This is a genomic window from Ruminococcus sp. AM26-12LB (assembly GCF_003480785.1).
GTDB lineage: Bacteria > Bacillota > Clostridia > Lachnospirales > Lachnospiraceae > Blautia_A > Blautia_A fusiformis.
This window is the reverse complement of the sequence record NZ_QUJX01000012.1, coordinates 1-14,038: the sequence shown is the minus strand read 5'-3', so window position 1 is coordinate 14,038 and position 14,038 is coordinate 1. Positions and strand designations below refer to the sequence as shown.

General features: G+C 38.8%; 19 protein-coding genes. 9 read left to right on the top strand and 10 right to left on the bottom strand.

Annotated features, from left to right (window positions below; translation table 11 throughout):
* Positions 1-101: 101 nt before the first annotated feature.
* On the bottom strand, positions 102-695 hold the full coding sequence (locus tag DW694_RS10145) for a YdcF family protein (RefSeq protein WP_110102450.1): 594 nt from the start codon (positions 693-695) through the stop codon (positions 102-104).
* Between the two features lie 144 nt (positions 696-839).
* Positions 840-1,604, bottom strand: a complete 765-nt coding sequence (locus tag DW694_RS10140) for an N-acetylmuramoyl-L-alanine amidase (protein WP_110102449.1) — start codon at positions 1,602-1,604, stop codon at positions 840-842.
* 226 nt (positions 1,605-1,830) lie between these two features.
* On the opposite strand from DW694_RS10140, the gene DW694_RS10135 reads away from it, so the two are divergent.
* The 3 genes from DW694_RS10135 to DW694_RS10125 all read left to right on the top strand — a co-directional run bounded on the left by DW694_RS10135 (position 1,831) and on the right by DW694_RS10125 (position 4,609).
* On the top strand, positions 1,831-2,808 hold the full coding sequence (locus tag DW694_RS10135; protein ID WP_044960660.1) for an ABC transporter substrate-binding protein: 978 nt from the start codon (positions 1,831-1,833) through the stop codon (positions 2,806-2,808).
* Positions 2,809-2,897: 89 nt separating this feature from the next.
* Entirely contained in the window at positions 2,898-3,812 is a 915-nt protein-coding gene (locus tag DW694_RS10130; RefSeq protein ID WP_021650367.1) for a branched-chain amino acid ABC transporter permease, read from the top strand.
* Positions 3,813-3,814: 2 nt separating this feature from the next.
* Positions 3,815-4,609, top strand: coding sequence for an ABC transporter ATP-binding protein (locus tag DW694_RS10125; protein ID WP_021977269.1), 795 nt, complete (start codon positions 3,815-3,817; stop codon positions 4,607-4,609).
* 162 nt (positions 4,610-4,771) lie between these two features.
* Here DW694_RS10125 and DW694_RS10120 read toward each other — a convergent pair whose 3' ends face one another.
* The 6 genes from DW694_RS10120 to DW694_RS10095 all read right to left on the bottom strand — a co-directional run bounded on the left by DW694_RS10120 (position 4,772) and on the right by DW694_RS10095 (position 9,358).
* A complete protein-coding gene (locus DW694_RS10120; RefSeq protein WP_110102448.1) occupies positions 4,772-5,704 on the bottom strand; it encodes a DUF5688 family protein in 933 nt (310 codons plus the stop codon).
* 309 nt (positions 5,705-6,013) lie between these two features.
* Positions 6,014-6,481 (bottom strand): low molecular weight protein-tyrosine-phosphatase, encoded by a 468-nt coding sequence (locus DW694_RS10115; protein ID WP_118752939.1) that lies wholly within the window; start codon positions 6,479-6,481, stop codon positions 6,014-6,016.
* A 215-nt stretch (positions 6,482-6,696) separates the two neighbouring features.
* Complete coding sequence (locus DW694_RS10110; RefSeq protein WP_044960653.1) at positions 6,697-7,911, bottom strand: site-specific integrase; 1,215 nt, start codon at positions 7,909-7,911, stop codon at positions 6,697-6,699.
* A 104-nt stretch (positions 7,912-8,015) separates the two neighbouring features.
* Positions 8,016-8,237: an excisionase gene (locus DW694_RS10105; protein WP_286186996.1), complete on the bottom strand. Its 222-nt coding sequence runs from the start codon at positions 8,235-8,237 to the stop codon at positions 8,016-8,018.
* Between the two features lie 424 nt (positions 8,238-8,661).
* Entirely contained in the window at positions 8,662-8,934 is a 273-nt protein-coding gene (locus DW694_RS10100; RefSeq protein ID WP_015541278.1) for a helix-turn-helix domain-containing protein, read from the bottom strand.
* On the bottom strand, positions 8,921-9,358 hold the full coding sequence (locus DW694_RS10095) for a sigma factor-like helix-turn-helix DNA-binding protein (RefSeq protein ID WP_005426505.1): 438 nt from the start codon (positions 9,356-9,358) through the stop codon (positions 8,921-8,923). Before DW694_RS10095 ends, DW694_RS10100 begins: the two co-directional genes overlap by 14 nt.
* Before the next feature lie 504 nt (positions 9,359-9,862).
* On the opposite strand from DW694_RS10095, the gene DW694_RS10090 reads away from it, so the two are divergent.
* The gene (locus DW694_RS10090) at positions 9,863-10,222 is read left to right on the top strand and encodes a helix-turn-helix transcriptional regulator (RefSeq protein WP_015524620.1); all 360 of its coding nucleotides are present in this window, start codon (positions 9,863-9,865) and stop codon (positions 10,220-10,222) included.
* 63 nt (positions 10,223-10,285) lie between these two features.
* Here the strand turns inward: DW694_RS10090 and DW694_RS10085 are convergent, their stop codons facing one another.
* The gene (locus DW694_RS10085; RefSeq protein ID WP_286186995.1) at positions 10,286-10,621 is read right to left on the bottom strand and encodes a hypothetical protein; all 336 of its coding nucleotides are present in this window, start codon (positions 10,619-10,621) and stop codon (positions 10,286-10,288) included.
* Between the two features lie 171 nt (positions 10,622-10,792).
* On the opposite strand from DW694_RS10085, the gene DW694_RS10080 reads away from it, so the two are divergent.
* The 3 genes from DW694_RS10080 (at position 10,793) to DW694_RS10075 (ending at position 11,649) form a co-directional block, all read left to right on the top strand.
* Positions 10,793-11,056 carry a helix-turn-helix transcriptional regulator gene (locus DW694_RS10080; RefSeq protein ID WP_015541275.1) on the top strand — a complete coding sequence of 88 codons (264 nt, stop codon included), beginning with the start codon at positions 10,793-10,795 and terminating at the stop codon, positions 11,054-11,056.
* A gap of 94 nt (positions 11,057-11,150) precedes the next feature.
* Positions 11,151-11,324 carry a hypothetical protein gene (locus DW694_RS16945; protein ID WP_021650358.1) on the top strand — a complete coding sequence of 58 codons (174 nt, stop codon included), beginning with the start codon at positions 11,151-11,153 and terminating at the stop codon, positions 11,322-11,324.
* Positions 11,311-11,649 carry a type II toxin-antitoxin system RelE/ParE family toxin gene (locus DW694_RS10075; RefSeq protein WP_019162149.1) on the top strand — a complete coding sequence of 113 codons (339 nt, stop codon included), beginning with the start codon at positions 11,311-11,313 and terminating at the stop codon, positions 11,647-11,649. Before DW694_RS16945 ends, DW694_RS10075 begins: the two co-directional genes overlap by 14 nt.
* A 47-nt stretch (positions 11,650-11,696) precedes the next feature.
* Here DW694_RS10075 and DW694_RS10070 read toward each other — a convergent pair whose 3' ends face one another.
* Entirely contained in the window at positions 11,697-12,056 is a 360-nt protein-coding gene (locus DW694_RS10070; protein WP_019162150.1) for an MmcQ/YjbR family DNA-binding protein, read from the bottom strand.
* Between the two features lie 400 nt (positions 12,057-12,456).
* Between DW694_RS10070 and mobC the strand changes: the two genes are divergently transcribed.
* Complete coding sequence (mobC, locus tag DW694_RS10065) at positions 12,457-12,798, top strand: plasmid mobilization relaxosome protein MobC (RefSeq protein ID WP_005426517.1); 342 nt, start codon at positions 12,457-12,459, stop codon at positions 12,796-12,798.
* Positions 12,747-14,038: relaxase/mobilization nuclease domain-containing protein (locus tag DW694_RS10060; protein ID WP_118752937.1), on the top strand; the 1,292-nt coding region annotated here is incomplete at its 3' end. The genes mobC and DW694_RS10060, both read left to right, overlap by 52 nt.

Sequence of the window (14,038 nt, the reverse complement as noted above, 5' to 3'; positions counted from 1 at the left end):
TTTCTCCAAAAATTAATATCTTGTTAATCTTTCGTAACAGATATTTCTTTTTTTCGTCAAATGCATTATAACACAATTCTTTTTTTTACGACACCCCTAAATTAATTTTTTTTGAGCATCAATGAAAATTGTTTAATTATTCTAGTTATTTCCCTCATTACCTCATCAATTCCATCATTTGTCATAATCCACGTATTTTTATCTATAGAATCCACACAACACGAACTCACAAAGAATTCCGTATCCGGATAAAGCAACTTGTAATACATCAACGCACGTCTTGCATGACAGGTTTTACAGCAGAGAATCGCCTTTTTGATATCCAGGTATTCTCTGTCTGTTACCTGCCGGGAATAAATTGCGTTCTCATAAGTGTAGGTTGCCTGATCTTCTTTCAGAATCGCTTCTTCCGGTACACCATTCTGCATCAGAACATCTTTCAAAAAATCCCATTCCGTTTTGTATGTCCCACAATAACATTCTTTCTTGTCAAGAACTCCTGTAAATCTCCCTGCTGTGATACTGTATCTTCCACTGGGCAGGATCTTTGGTGCAAACCCATTCCTGTAAAGCTCCGCTGCTTTTTCCGCCATTTGAGGATATCCGTTTCCCGGAACAAAGATCACATCCGCTTTTTCCGGCTTATCTTCTATAAACATGAAATCTTCTATCTGTTTCAGAAACTCTTCGTACATTATTTTCTATGTCCTTTCTTTACCATCTGCAACTAAATCCCGGATCAAAAGATATTTATCTGACAGGTATCCCTTATCCAGCTTTCTGTATTGCCTAATCATATCACTCTTTCGTGGCAGATGCACTAACAGATCATCTGTTTTCTATTTTGTAACGATCACTGTGCTATATCCACTGTCCCTCAGCCTTTGTTCCATATTGACCGCATTTCCAAGCTGCATATATGCTCCTACCTGAACTTTGTAAAGATCATTCTCTCTCAGGATAAACGCCGGAAATCCCTGATCTGTCAGCTGATACAACATCCTGTCTGCATTTTCCCGATTTCGAAATGCTCCTGTCTGTACCCGATAATACAATGGCTCTTCCACCGTTTCCTCATTCAATGTTCCCAGAATGGCATCTGCGATGCTTCTGGCAATCTCTTCGAATTTTTTTTCAAAAAGCTGATTATCCTTTTCCGAGTTTATAAATCCGGTCTCGATCAAAAGTGCCGGCATTTTTGTGCGCCGGAGCACTACCAGCCCCGGACGTTCTTTTACGCCCAGTTCCCGAAACCCCAGTTCTCCCAATGCTCCCAGGATATTCTGTGCCATCTGATATTTAATGCCTTTCTTATCATAGACCAGTACTTCAACTCCATTGTATTGTTCCGGCTTGGAACTGCTGTTGCGATGAAAAGAAATAAAAAAATCTGCTCCAGCTTCATTTGCAGCTTTCGCTTTTTCAAAAGGAGTCTGATAAACATCTGTAGTCCTGGTATAAACCACATCCACGCCGTTCTCTTCCAGGATCTTTCCTACTGCAAGGGTCAGTTTCAGATTGTCATCCTTTTCCTTGCGATCTTTATAAACAGCACCCGGATCTTCTCCACCATGTCCGGCATCCAGAACGATTTTATATGCCATGTTCTTTCTCCTTGAGAATTTCATTCACAATATGATATGACTGTATGTTTTTTCCTGTGCCTGCATTTCATTTCATGCTTTATTTTGTTTTCCGGATCTGTTTACTCAACATATTTTCACGTTAATTCTTCTTGACTTTTAAGCGTTAAAGTGTTATATTAACACAATCAGCGTTGTATTTTTAAATAATCCAAAAATGCAGCAACATCGTGAGGAGGAAAACAATATGAAAAAGCGTATTTTAACAGCTGTACTCGCAGCAGCTCTTGTAACAGGAACCTGTGCTGCCACAGTAAGCGCCAAAGAAGAAAAGACTTACACAATAGGTATCTGCCAGCTGGTCCAGCATGACGCACTGGATGCCGCAACCAAGGGTTTTGAGGATGCCATCACTGAAAAGATGGGTGATTCCGTAAAATTTGACGAGCAAAATGCACAGGGTGATTCTAATACCTGTTCTACCATTATCAACAGCTTTGTTTCAGAAGGGGCAGACCTGATCCTTGCAAACGCAACCGCATCTCTTCAGGCTGCAGCTGCCGGAACTTCCGATATCCCAATCCTTGGAACAGCCGTTACCGAATATGGTGTCGCTCTTGGAATCGATGACTTTGACGGAACAGTAGGCGGGAACATTTCCGGTACTTCTGATCTTGCTCCTCTTGATGAGCAGGCCGATATGCTCCATGAGCTTTTCCCGGATGCAAAAAATGTCGGACTTCTCTACTGCTCAGCAGAGCCAAACTCCCAGTATCAGGTAGATACAGTAAAAGATGCTCTCGAGAAGCTTGGTTATACCTGTGAAGATTATGCATTCTCTGATTCCAACGATCTTTCATCCGTTGTTACCACAGCTGCCAATGACAGTGATGTGATCTATGCACCTACAGATAATACTGTAGCATCCAATACTGAGATCATCAACAACATCTGTCTTCCGGCAAAGGTCCCGGTAATCGCTGGTGAAGAAGGTATCTGCCAGGCATGTGGTGTTGCAACACTTTCCATCAGCTACTATGATCTTGGATACAAAACCGGCGAAATGGCAGTCAGCATCCTTCAGGATGGTAAAGATATCTCCAAAATGCCGATTGAATATGCACCAAAATTCACAAAAGAATACAACAAAGACATCTGTGACGAGCTTGGTATTAAAATTCCGGATGGATATGAAGCAATCGAAACAGATAAAACAGCTGAATAATCGGTAAAAAACCTATTATACACTGATACAGCGAGAAGGGAGTTCCCCTTCTCGCTGTTCGTGCATAAAAAAGAGGAGGATAATTTAACATGCAGATTATGAGTTTAATAACCGCACTTCCAGGAGCTGCCGCACAGGGGCTTATCTGGGGAATCATGGCGATCGGTGTGTACATTACATTCCGCATTCTTGATATTGCGGATCTTACCGTTGACGGAACTTTATGTACAGGCGGCGCTGTTTGTATCATGATGATGCTCAGCGGACACAATGTATGGGTGTCCATGCTGGTTGCAACAGGAGCCGGACTTCTGGCCGGTCTTGCCACCGGTATTTTTCATACCTTTATGGGCATCCCGGCTATCCTTGCCGGAATCCTGACACAGCTTTCCCTTTACTCTGTCAACCTGAAGATCATGGGAAAAGCAAACCAGGCGATCAATGTTGATAAATTTAATCTTCTGGTATCCCTTCGACGTGTCAAGGGTGTTGCTCTGACACAGAATACGCTTTTTATCGTAGCAATTATGATCATCATTCTGATTGCAGTCCTTTACTGGTTCTTCGGAACTGAACTCGGATGTTCCCTGCGTGCGACCGGATGTAATCCAAGCATGTCCCGTGCACAGGGTATCAACACAGACCGCAATAAGGTTCTGGGACTGATGCTTTCCAACGGACTTGTTGCTCTTTCCGGCGCTCTTCTCACACAGTACCAGGGATTTGCAGATATCAACATGGGACGTGGTTCTATCGTTATCGGTCTTGCTGCAGTAATTATCGGTGAAGCGATCTTCAGCCGTATTTTCCGCAACTTTGCACTGAAGCTGTTAAGCGTTGTATTTGGTTCTATTCTTTATTATCTGGTACTTCAGATTGTTATCTGGATGGGAATTGATACAGACCTTCTGAAAATGCTTTCCGCACTCGTCGTTGCATTTTTCCTTGCTTTCCCATACTGGAAGGGCAAATACTTTACAAAAGCCAAACAGGGAGGTAAATGATCATGCTGAAACTGATCGATATACATAAAACATTTAATCCGGGCACCATCAATGAAAAGGTTGCTTTAAACGGCGTGGATCTTCATCTGAACGAAGGTGATTTTGTTACAGTCATCGGAGGAAACGGCGCCGGAAAATCTACTATGCTGAATGCAGTTGCAGGTGCCTGGCCTGTAGATTCCGGAAAGATCATTATCGGTGGAACCGATGTCACAAAACTTTCCGAATATAAAAGAGCCGCGTATCTTGGCCGTGTATTCCAGGATCCTATGACCGGAACTGCTGCAACTATGGGAATTGAAGAAAATCTCGCTCTTGCCAAACGCCGCGGAAAATCCCGCCTTCTCCGTCCGGGCATTACCCGCCAGGAACGGGAAGAATACCACGAACTCCTGAAGATTCTCGGTCTTGGTCTTGAGGACCGGCTCACTTCCAAAGTCGGACTCCTCTCCGGTGGCCAGCGTCAGGCATTGACACTTCTGATGGCAACTTTAAAGAAGCCTCAGCTTCTTCTTCTGGATGAGCACACTGCTGCTCTTGATCCGAAGACTGCAGCCAAGGTTCTCGAGATCACAGACATGATCGTAAACCGCGATCATCTGACAACCATGATGATCACCCATAACATGCGTGATGCAATCACTCACGGCAATCGTCTGATCATGATGTGGGAGGGAAAGATCATTTTGGATATCCAGGGCGAAGAAAAGAAAAAGCTTACAGTCAAAGATCTCCTGGACAAATTCGAAGAAGCCAGCGGTGAAGAATTTTCCAACGATTCCGCACTTCTCAGCTAAACCACAAAAAAAGAACTCTTATAATAGTTAAACAAACAGCATAACACATGGAAAAAACCTGGCCGGAATTTCATTCTTTATGATGGATTCCGGCCTTAATTTCTGTTCTAATGCCAAATAACGATAAACTCAAAGCACTTCCACATGTCACCTCTCTTTAGCTCATTTCAATTCCACAGAGAATTCACCACTCCTTCTGCTGTATCGATAAATGGAAGATGTCAGATAATCCTCTTCCGGAGTTGCTTTCTCGAGCGTATCACTTAGAACTTCTTTCAAATCTTCCGGATAAACCACATCCGCATTATGGACCATTACTTCATGAACACTGGTAAAAACCAGATACAGGTCTGACCCCAGAAGTTCAGAAAGACGTCTGGCTACCCCGGGCAAAAAGATTGCTGCCGCTCCATTAGTACGCTTTTCTGTACTCAGGCAATTCCCGGCAATCCCTTTATTTGGATGGTATGTTCCAAGGATATCCATGAAATTATCTCCTTCATATGTTTTATCAAACAGCATTTTTTCCCAATGATAGATTCTTGGTGGACTGATAAAATATGTATTTATTAGAGCAGCTTCGAAAACAGTATCCGCATCTTTTCCCCATTTCTCCACAAAGCTTTTCTTGATCTTTGCACTCAGAACATATCCCTCTTTTTCTCCTGCAAGATAATAAACCACTAAAGCAATATCTCCGATTTTGTGATGAACCAACTCCTTCAGTATAGTCCTGTTTTTATCTGCATTCAGAAGTCGAATAAAAAGTCTGCTTTTTACCTTCTCATAATCTTTCAGATCATCCAAATCACATAGCACACAATTTTCACTGACTTTTTTTATCTCCCTAACACAATCATGAACGATATTTTCAAAAGAATCTTCCTGACAGTACCTTTTATAAAGCTCTTCTGTATGCAACCCGCAGACTGTTTTTGCCTTTTCCATATGACCACTCTCTACAAATAGCCTATCTCCCAAACAGCCATATTTTTCTCCATCGTTTGAAAAATAAATTTCTTCTTCCTTCAGGTCCATAGCCGCAAGAAGAAGCTTTCTCAGGTCCGTGACAAAAGTTTCATAACTTTTTTCCATATTTAATTTCCTTTCTGTGAAACAAAGCGGACGAATGTCCCGACAAAATCCTGTGCGCTCTCACAACGACGCACAAAATGATTCTGATCTGATAACATGATTAGATATTTCTGTGGAAAGAACTTCCACTGTAGAATTGCAGAGAGCAGATTTCTCTGCTGAATCTGAGTTGCCTGCTGTATGGACAAGTATAATAGAAGTTTTCAGATTTGTAAAGAAGTTTTCATCGACAGAAAAAGCAGCTTCCGCTGCCTTTTGCTGTCATACCTTTTGTATTGTTTCAGATTTGTGTCTCATTCCGAAATATCACTAATGGATTTCTCCATGTTTCTCCAGATAATCCAGAAATCCCTCACAACCTTCCTGTATATCTTCATAAGTTTCGTCAAAATTTCCTGTATACCAAGGATCCGCAATATCCCGTCCTGATCCGGCAAAAGTCAGAAACTTATAAAGCTTCTCTTCCGGGTCATTCTTCAGCATCCTGTTAAGATTACGCATATTAGCAGAATCCATACCAATAATATAATCGGATTTTTCATAATCCGCCCACGTAATCTGCTTCGCTCTGTGCGGAACCAGTGGTATTCCCACTTCTCTCAGCTTGTTCACTGTTCCTCTGTGAGGTGGATTCCCAATCTCCTCTGTACTTGTTGCAAAACTATCGATCAAAAACTGATCTGAAAGGCCGAGCGTTTTTACTTTGTGCGTAAAAACACTCTCGGCCATGGTTGATCTGCAGATATTGCCGTGGCAGACAAATAACACTCTTATCATTACTTAAAACTCCTTGAAATGCTGTATTTACGCTGTTTACAGGCATTTTCCGATAATCTTCAATCCTGTCATTTTCCTGTATATCACAGCATAAATTCGTATATTTTCTTATCCAAATTTAGTAACTTCTTAGTAATAACCAGCCTGGAAAACAGGCTCTCTAAGAACCTTATAATCAGATTATTTTTAATTCTTTTTTCTATTATTTTATCATACTATGCCAGTTTTGCAATCCTATTCATCTCTTCTTTTGCATCAATTAATCCCAGATGCGTATATACATTTAACGTAACCCCTATATCAGAATGTCCCATTAAATATTGGAGTGCTTTCGGATTCATTCCAGCTTTCGCCATATTGGAACAATATGTATGCCTACATACATGAGGCGTGATCTTTGGCATTTGTTCCTCATGAGTACGATTATACTTTCCTAACGCCCACTGAAAATGTTTTTCCCAATGGAGTGCTACCTCAGGCATATCTTTTTTATCCAGGAATAAAAATCGACTATATCCATCTATAATCGGCTCAACCCTTACTTTTTTACGGTTTTTCACAATCTGTTCAAAACATTCATAAACTTCATCTGTCATCGGCAACATTCGTGTTCCACTTGAAGTTTTGGTATCTTCAATGACGTACTGCATTCCTCTGGTTCTCTGAAGCTGATGATTCACATTGATTTTTCTCTCCTGAAGATCAATATCTTTCACTGTCAATCCACAAAACTCAGAAATACGAAGTCCAGTCTTAAACAAAATAAACATTCCATTATAGTATTTTGAGTAATGGTCATCATTTCGGATAAACTCCAGAAATAACTCTTCCTGTTCTTTTGTAATTGCCTGTCTTGTAACACTGTCATTTACGACAACTGTACATAATTGAAATTCAAAAGGATTCTTGCGCAGTAAATCATCTTCAACTGCCATCTGAAATGCAGGTCTTACAATTCCACGCACACTGTGAATGGAACTGTATCCTCTTCCATCTGCTTGCAGCTTAATAAACCATGCTTTTGCATCCGACAATTTTATTTTATCTATTCTTCTGGTTCCGAATTCTTCTTTTTTTATTATATTGATCACAAAATCATAGTTCGCCTGAGTATTATGACGAACCCCCTTTTTTTGTCCAATATATTTTTGAACCAAATCCAAAACTGTTAAATTTCCTCCGTAAGGTACTATACCATCATGTAAATCTCTTTGGATATTTTTTTCTTTTTCCCTTAGAGCTAAGCATGGTCTGCATCCAGTTGGCAGAGAATCTGTTGGCTCTAATTTCCAACTATACAAAAACTTCTGCTTTCCATAACAATCTGTATATACAAACGCATATCTTCCATCTTTTCTCTGACTTTCTCCGTTTCGTAAAATTCGACCTTTTTTATCTCGTCGTTTTTGGTCACGTTTTGTTTTACCCAAACGTCTTCGCCCCTTTCTACGAAGAAGCCCTAGCACGATATAGGTATTATATCATACCAGGGCTAACATTTCCACTTTAAAGTGCTAAATTGTTCGTATATTTTTTAAAAAGACGTAGTCTGATCCAGAAAGGCCTCAAATTTCTTACGGTTAATCAATGACTTACACCCCACCTGGACTGTAAAGCAACATTCTGAATTTAGATGTTCCGAAATAAGCATCCTTATTTTCTTTTCACCTATTCCGAAATATTGCACTGCTTCATCCACCGTAAGCATATATTTTTCCCAAATTGGAATCTTACCTTTTTCAATTTTAATCGCCACTCTTCTCTCCTCCTTTTCTCTTTGGACAAAACATTTTTATCTGCCCATGACAATTTACAATTTTATACACTGTCATCGGCAGATAAAATTACAATACAGGTGGCAGTTCAGTACTCTGCCCACATCGGTTTTGCACCGTCATTAAATATGACCAGATTTTTTCTGGAAGTATCATTATCACAGATATGCTTCGTCGCCCTGTGCAGCTGCTACACATTTTGTCAAATTCTTCTCGCTCCATACCTTTACTTCAATGTTATATTTCAGCATTTCCTCGTATTTACTCCATTAACAGAGCAGATATATCATGGCGGATTTACCTAGTGGCTCTACATATCTTCACGTCCTGTATGTAAAACAATATACAATTTTCAAGGTACAAAAATTCCTGAAGGGGAAAAGGAATCTATATTAAATACTCCCTTTACTGATTACTTTTCCTTACATATGATTTCGTATCAAATCCCAAGGTCTTAGTAATCAGTTTTGCTTCCAGGCGTTGACGCAGAGTTTCATCTACACAGTAATGCACCTGTCCAAATTCGTCAAACATTTTTCTGGTAGCCAAAACTGTTATGTACCCTTCATAATGCTTCAACACTGCCTGGATTGCCTCAGTATCACCAGTTGATGCTGCCTCAATAACATGGAATGGCAGCAAATCAAATGCGCATTTCTGTTTTTTACTTTTTTTCATTTGCAGATTCCTCCATATTTTTTCTCATCAGTTCCAGTGATCGTCTACGATGCTCATTAATTGTGCTGCGTACAAGATTCATTTCTCTGGCAATGTCTGCATCACTCATATCCATAAAATATGATAATAACACAACATTCCTTTTCTTTTCAGTAAGTGTCTGCAGTGCTTCAGCAATCAATGCATCTTTGACTTCTATGTCGTAACCCAGGACCTGAAAACGATGTGTTTCCATTTCATGCTCATCCATTATAAAAAGTCTGCTCAACTCCTTTTCTGATAATTCTGACAACATCACTTCATACTTCTGGCGATATGCCATATGCTTTTCATAATTAATAACTTCACTTTTCAATGCCAGCTTGCACAGAGAATCAAACTGATGTCTGACTGTCTGCTCATCTTGAAAAGAGGATTGCTCCATAAGAGTTCACCTCCTTCCCCGCCGGTAGGCAATAAGCAAAGTTCTTGCTTCCCCTTCACACATATCCCAAACGGATGAGTGCATTTGTCGGGGTGTGGGAAGAAATTTTTAAAAAATTTCTTAATAAATACGAGAAAATTGTTTTTCCTGTATTTTGAGGTATATAAAAAACGTCCTAATGGGTAGTTTTTAGCCCATCGGACGCTATTTATATCAAAAGATAATATTTTGCCATCATTTTTTGTGGCATATAATTCACTTTTTGAGGTAAAGAAATTTATTTGCTTTTTTGAACTATTTATCTATTTCATCCGTCACGTAATGACGGATATGATACCAGACAATAAAATTCTTAATCTTTCCTATACCTCCGGATCTGTTTTACGGAAATTCAGAATTTTATATGTCTTTTAAAAAGTGAAATATCACCCCCTTTTTTAGTGAAATATTAGTTCATTTTCTTTCAAGAAAGGGAACTATACACTAAACATGGAGGTGTATCATATGCCAAAACAAACAGATAAAGAACTGGGATTGTTTTTTAAGAACGCCCGACACGAGCAAAAATTGACTTATGAAGAATTAGCTGAAAAAGCAGAAATGTCCAGCCGATATTTAAAGGAAATTGAAAATGGGGGCCGAGTTCCGAGTTTTCATAAAATCAGAAAACTGGTACGCGCTTTAAATGTTCCTCCTGAACCATTGTTTTATCCAAACAATCATACAGATAATCTTGATTATCAACGCCTGCTCATGTACCTGTCAAAATGCAACGATGAGCAAATTACCGCTATCCTTGCCATCGTAGAAGCATACCTGCGCACATACAAAATTCCTACAGACCACGATAAACAAGATCCCTGAAATTCATTTGAATTCTATCTGAATTATTCTGAAGAAGCGGTATGGTTTCCCATACCGCCACTCTTAACGTGCATATTTTTCTATCATTCTCTTAACATTCGTGGATTTCTTTATTGCCCCTATATTAATAAGAAACTCAACTACATCCATCATTCCCTGGTAATAAGCCCGCTGCTCCTCTTCATAATGGAAATGTTCTAACTGATCCAGATATTTATTCCAGAAATTCTGCTCACGCTCTGGGATTTTTTCCAGACGTAGTGGCAGCTTCTTTTGTATTTGTTTCAAATTCTTCTCTGCTTCTTTCCATTCTTCCGGCTGTACTGTATATTCTCTTTCTCCGGAGTCACAGCGCAATTCCTCAAATAAATTCGATACTGCTTCATAAAATTCATTCATCTTCTTTCCACCTCTCATTAGAATTATTTCTCATTACAGGCAGCATTATCATTTTCTTATTTCAAAAATCAAATAAACTTTCCAAAAACTTCATCTTTAGAAGTATAGTAACAATATTTTTCCCTAAAATCAATAATAATACTTCATCTTTAGAAACTTTTGAGGATCAGAATGATTATTTATTGGGATAAAAAAACGAACAGTAAAAACAGAATAGGACAACGGGTAAAAGAATTACGAAAGGCTCATAATCTTACTCAGAAAACACTCGCTGCCAAATTACAACTTGCAGGATATGATTTTAATGATCTGGCAATCCTGCGAATTGAACAAGGCACACGTTTCGTTCCCGACTACGAAGTTGTCGCACTGGCCGAAGTATTTAATGTTTCCTGCGAATATCTTCTTGGTCTGACGGACGCTCCTGCAAAATAATTCAATTGTATTGCTGCCCATTCTATGCTAAACTATGGATAGATACTTCTGAACAACATACACTATTTATAAACCGTATGATTGGAGTGATTTCATGGAATTAACAAAAAAAATCCCTACAACCGATAAAAACCAGGAAAACAATCATCTTCTCCGCATGTTAGACCGGGGAATTGATGATATGGAAGCTGGTCGTGAATTGCCACTGGAAGATGCTTTTCGCAAAATCACAGAATTAAGGGATGCACGAAGAAATGCAAGAATATAAAATTATTTTAACCTGGGAAGCAATTTACGATGTCACAGACATTGCAGATTATATTGAAGAAGAATTCGGCCAGCAACGTGCTGACCGTTTTCAATCTGATCTGAAAGAACAAATGCAGAATTTAGGCCAGTTCAGTACTGCCTTTCCCCGAACTCAAATTCTGTACAGAGGATATTCCATACATAAAAGATCTTTTCCGCCATCTATTATTTTTTATATTATAATGGAAGAAACAAAAGAGATTCATATTCTCCGAGTGTTGCGCCATGAACGAGATTGGGAAAATATCCTGTTGCAAAGATCAACTTATACATATCCAGAATGAATACCTGGGAGCCGATCAGAGATTTTTCTGAAAGGCTTCCTTTTTTATTACTTCCCACTGTCAATTAAATCATAACTCATATCCAGAAAATCCAGCGTCTTAGCTTCACTGACAGAATCATCCAAAAGAATCGTAATCCAGTGTTGCTTATTCATATGATACCCCGGTAAAAATCCATACGTTTGAATAATCATCCCAACCAGATCAGGATCACATTTTACATCCAGGATGTCAATGTTTCCATCTTCTTCTAATCCCAGTATTTTCTTTTCCACTACCATAATTATAGCATACCATTTTCCATTTTTATGTCGAAGCACCGCAGAATCAGGATCTTTTTTCCATAAATATTCCGGTTCAGTTCCATATTGCTCTTTTACATATTGAAAAATTTCTTCACGTTTCAAATTTATCCCTCACTTACGATTTCTTTCTCTGATTATACGCTATCAGGATTGTATTCTCAACCACTTCTCACAGTTCTATTTATGTTTTATAGCTTTTGCATAGCCTGCTTTGCAGGCTACACCCCAAAAGAAGCAAGCACTGCCAGTGTCATGACACCTGGCTCATTTTGTCAAATTCCCTTTCCGGTTCATTCTACCAAAATGTATCAGGGAGTATCCCTGGCCCTCTCATATTTTATAATTTCTTAATTTGACGCTTCCGCCTACTCCTGTTAAAATAAACTGTAGACACATCTATCCAAAACATCATACAGTCAAGTAATATAACTGTCATAACCGAACTGGTTAGACAGTTTTTTTGTACTCTTTTTTATAGAAAAAAACGAATTGGAGGATTTCAATGAGCAAACGTACCAGAATTCATCCCGTACAATTTTATTTGAATGATGACGAACAATACATTTTAGAAGAAAAATATCGTCTTTCCAGGATGAAAAGCAAATCTGCCTTTCTACGGAAAATGATCTTATATGGATTTGTATATGAAGTAGACTACTCTCATATCCGAAAAATGAATACCCTGTTGGGCAATATCAGCAGCAATTTGAATCAGATCACCCATCGTATAAACAGTACCAATACAGTTTACCCAAAGGACCTGGACGATATAAAGGAGTTAATGGAAAAAATATGGCAGTTACAAAAATCCATGGTATCAAAACAACCGTTAATAAAGCAATAGAATACATCTGCAATCCAGATAAAACTGACCAGAATCTATATATTTCTTCCTTTGCCTGCTCTCCCGAAACAGCCGTTCTTGACTTTAAATACACTTTGGATCATACACATGACTGCAGAGATCCGCACAATACAAATAAGGCATTTCATCTGATTCAGGCATTTTCCCCTGGTGAAGTTTCCTATGAAGAAGCCCATCAAATTGGCAAAGAACTTGCGGATCGCTTACTGGAGGGAAAATACTCCTATGTTCTGACAACACACACTGATAAAGGTCATGTACATAACCATTTAATTTTCTGTTCTGCAGATAACATCACTTTTTCTCATTACCATGACTGTAAAAAGAATTACTGGAAAATACGAAATCTCAGCGACACTTTATGCCAGGAACATAACCTGTCCACAATTATGCCAGATGGTAAAAAAGGAATGAAATACAATGAATGGGCTGCAAATAAATCTGAATCCAGTAAAAAAGCGCAGCTGCGAAAAGATATCAACCAGACAATCCGAATTGTTTCCACTTACTCAGAATTTCTTGCATTTATGGAAGCTAAAGGATATGAAATAAAAAACGCAGAATTTGGCGAAAGCAGCAGAAAATACATTACCTTTCGTTCTCCCGATATGTCCCGTCCAGTGCGTGGAAGTGCTAAATCTTTAGGAAAAAATTTTACTAAAGAACGTATCAAAGAACGCATTGAAAATAAACGTCAGAAAGCTATTTTTCCTTCTGTTCATAACAAATTAATAGATACCAATGCTCCCAATATAGCAGGAAACATTGGACTTCAGAAATGGGCAAATAAGGAAAATTTAAAAATTGTCTCTGCTGAATATAACAAGATGTTCACACATAATCTACATAATTTTTCAGAACTTGAAGACCGCATAGCCTTGTTACATATGCAGCAAAAAGAGGTAAATACCTCTGTTGTTTCTCTCGAGTCTCAGATACGCCATCTTCGAGAAATGCTAAAATATGCCGAACAATATCAGAAAAATAAAATTTACGACGACCATTATAAAAGCTCCAAAGATCCAGATCGTTATTTCCGTAAATATGAATCTCAAATTATTCTTTTCGCGGGTGCTGAACATATTTTACAGGAAAATGGTATAAACCTGAAACATCTTAATTCCAATAAGTTGCAAGAGCAAATTGCAGATCTTATTTCCAGAAAAGAATCTCTAAATACTCAATACGTTTCTTTTAAGCAAGAAATAAAAGAGTTGGA

Bases quoted from the DNA above. Each gene is read 5' to 3' on its own strand.
- DW694_RS10145 (WP_110102450.1), bottom strand. From the start codon at position 695: ATGTACGAAGAGTTTCTGAAACAGATAGAAGATTTCATGTTTATAGAA.
- DW694_RS10140 (WP_110102449.1), bottom strand. From the start codon at position 1,604: ATGGCATATAAAATCGTTCTGGATGCCGGACATGGTGGAGAAGATCCG.
- DW694_RS10135 (WP_044960660.1), top strand. From the start codon at position 1,831: ATGAAAAAGCGTATTTTAACAGCTGTACTCGCAGCAGCTCTTGTAACA.
- DW694_RS10130 (WP_021650367.1), top strand. From the start codon at position 2,898: ATGCAGATTATGAGTTTAATAACCGCACTTCCAGGAGCTGCCGCACAG.
- DW694_RS10125 (WP_021977269.1), top strand. From the start codon at position 3,815: ATGCTGAAACTGATCGATATACATAAAACATTTAATCCGGGCACCATC.
- DW694_RS10120 (WP_110102448.1), bottom strand. From the start codon at position 5,704: ATGGAAAAAAGTTATGAAACTTTTGTCACGGACCTGAGAAAGCTTCTT.
- DW694_RS10115 (WP_118752939.1), bottom strand. From the start codon at position 6,481: ATGATAAGAGTGTTATTTGTCTGCCACGGCAATATCTGCAGATCAACC.
- DW694_RS10100 (WP_015541278.1), bottom strand. From the start codon at position 8,934: ATGAAAAAAAGTAAAAAACAGAAATGCGCATTTGATTTGCTGCCATTC.
- DW694_RS10095 (WP_005426505.1), bottom strand. From the start codon at position 9,358: ATGGAGCAATCCTCTTTTCAAGATGAGCAGACAGTCAGACATCAGTTT.
- DW694_RS10090 (WP_015524620.1), top strand. From the start codon at position 9,863: ATGCCAAAACAAACAGATAAAGAACTGGGATTGTTTTTTAAGAACGCC.
- DW694_RS10085 (WP_286186995.1), bottom strand. From the start codon at position 10,621: ATGAATGAATTTTATGAAGCAGTATCGAATTTATTTGAGGAATTGCGC.
- DW694_RS10080 (WP_015541275.1), top strand. From the start codon at position 10,793: ATGATTATTTATTGGGATAAAAAAACGAACAGTAAAAACAGAATAGGA.
- DW694_RS16945 (WP_021650358.1), top strand. From the start codon at position 11,151: ATGGAATTAACAAAAAAAATCCCTACAACCGATAAAAACCAGGAAAAC.
- DW694_RS10075 (WP_019162149.1), top strand. From the start codon at position 11,311: ATGCAAGAATATAAAATTATTTTAACCTGGGAAGCAATTTACGATGTC.
- mobC (WP_005426517.1), top strand. From the start codon at position 12,457: ATGAGCAAACGTACCAGAATTCATCCCGTACAATTTTATTTGAATGAT.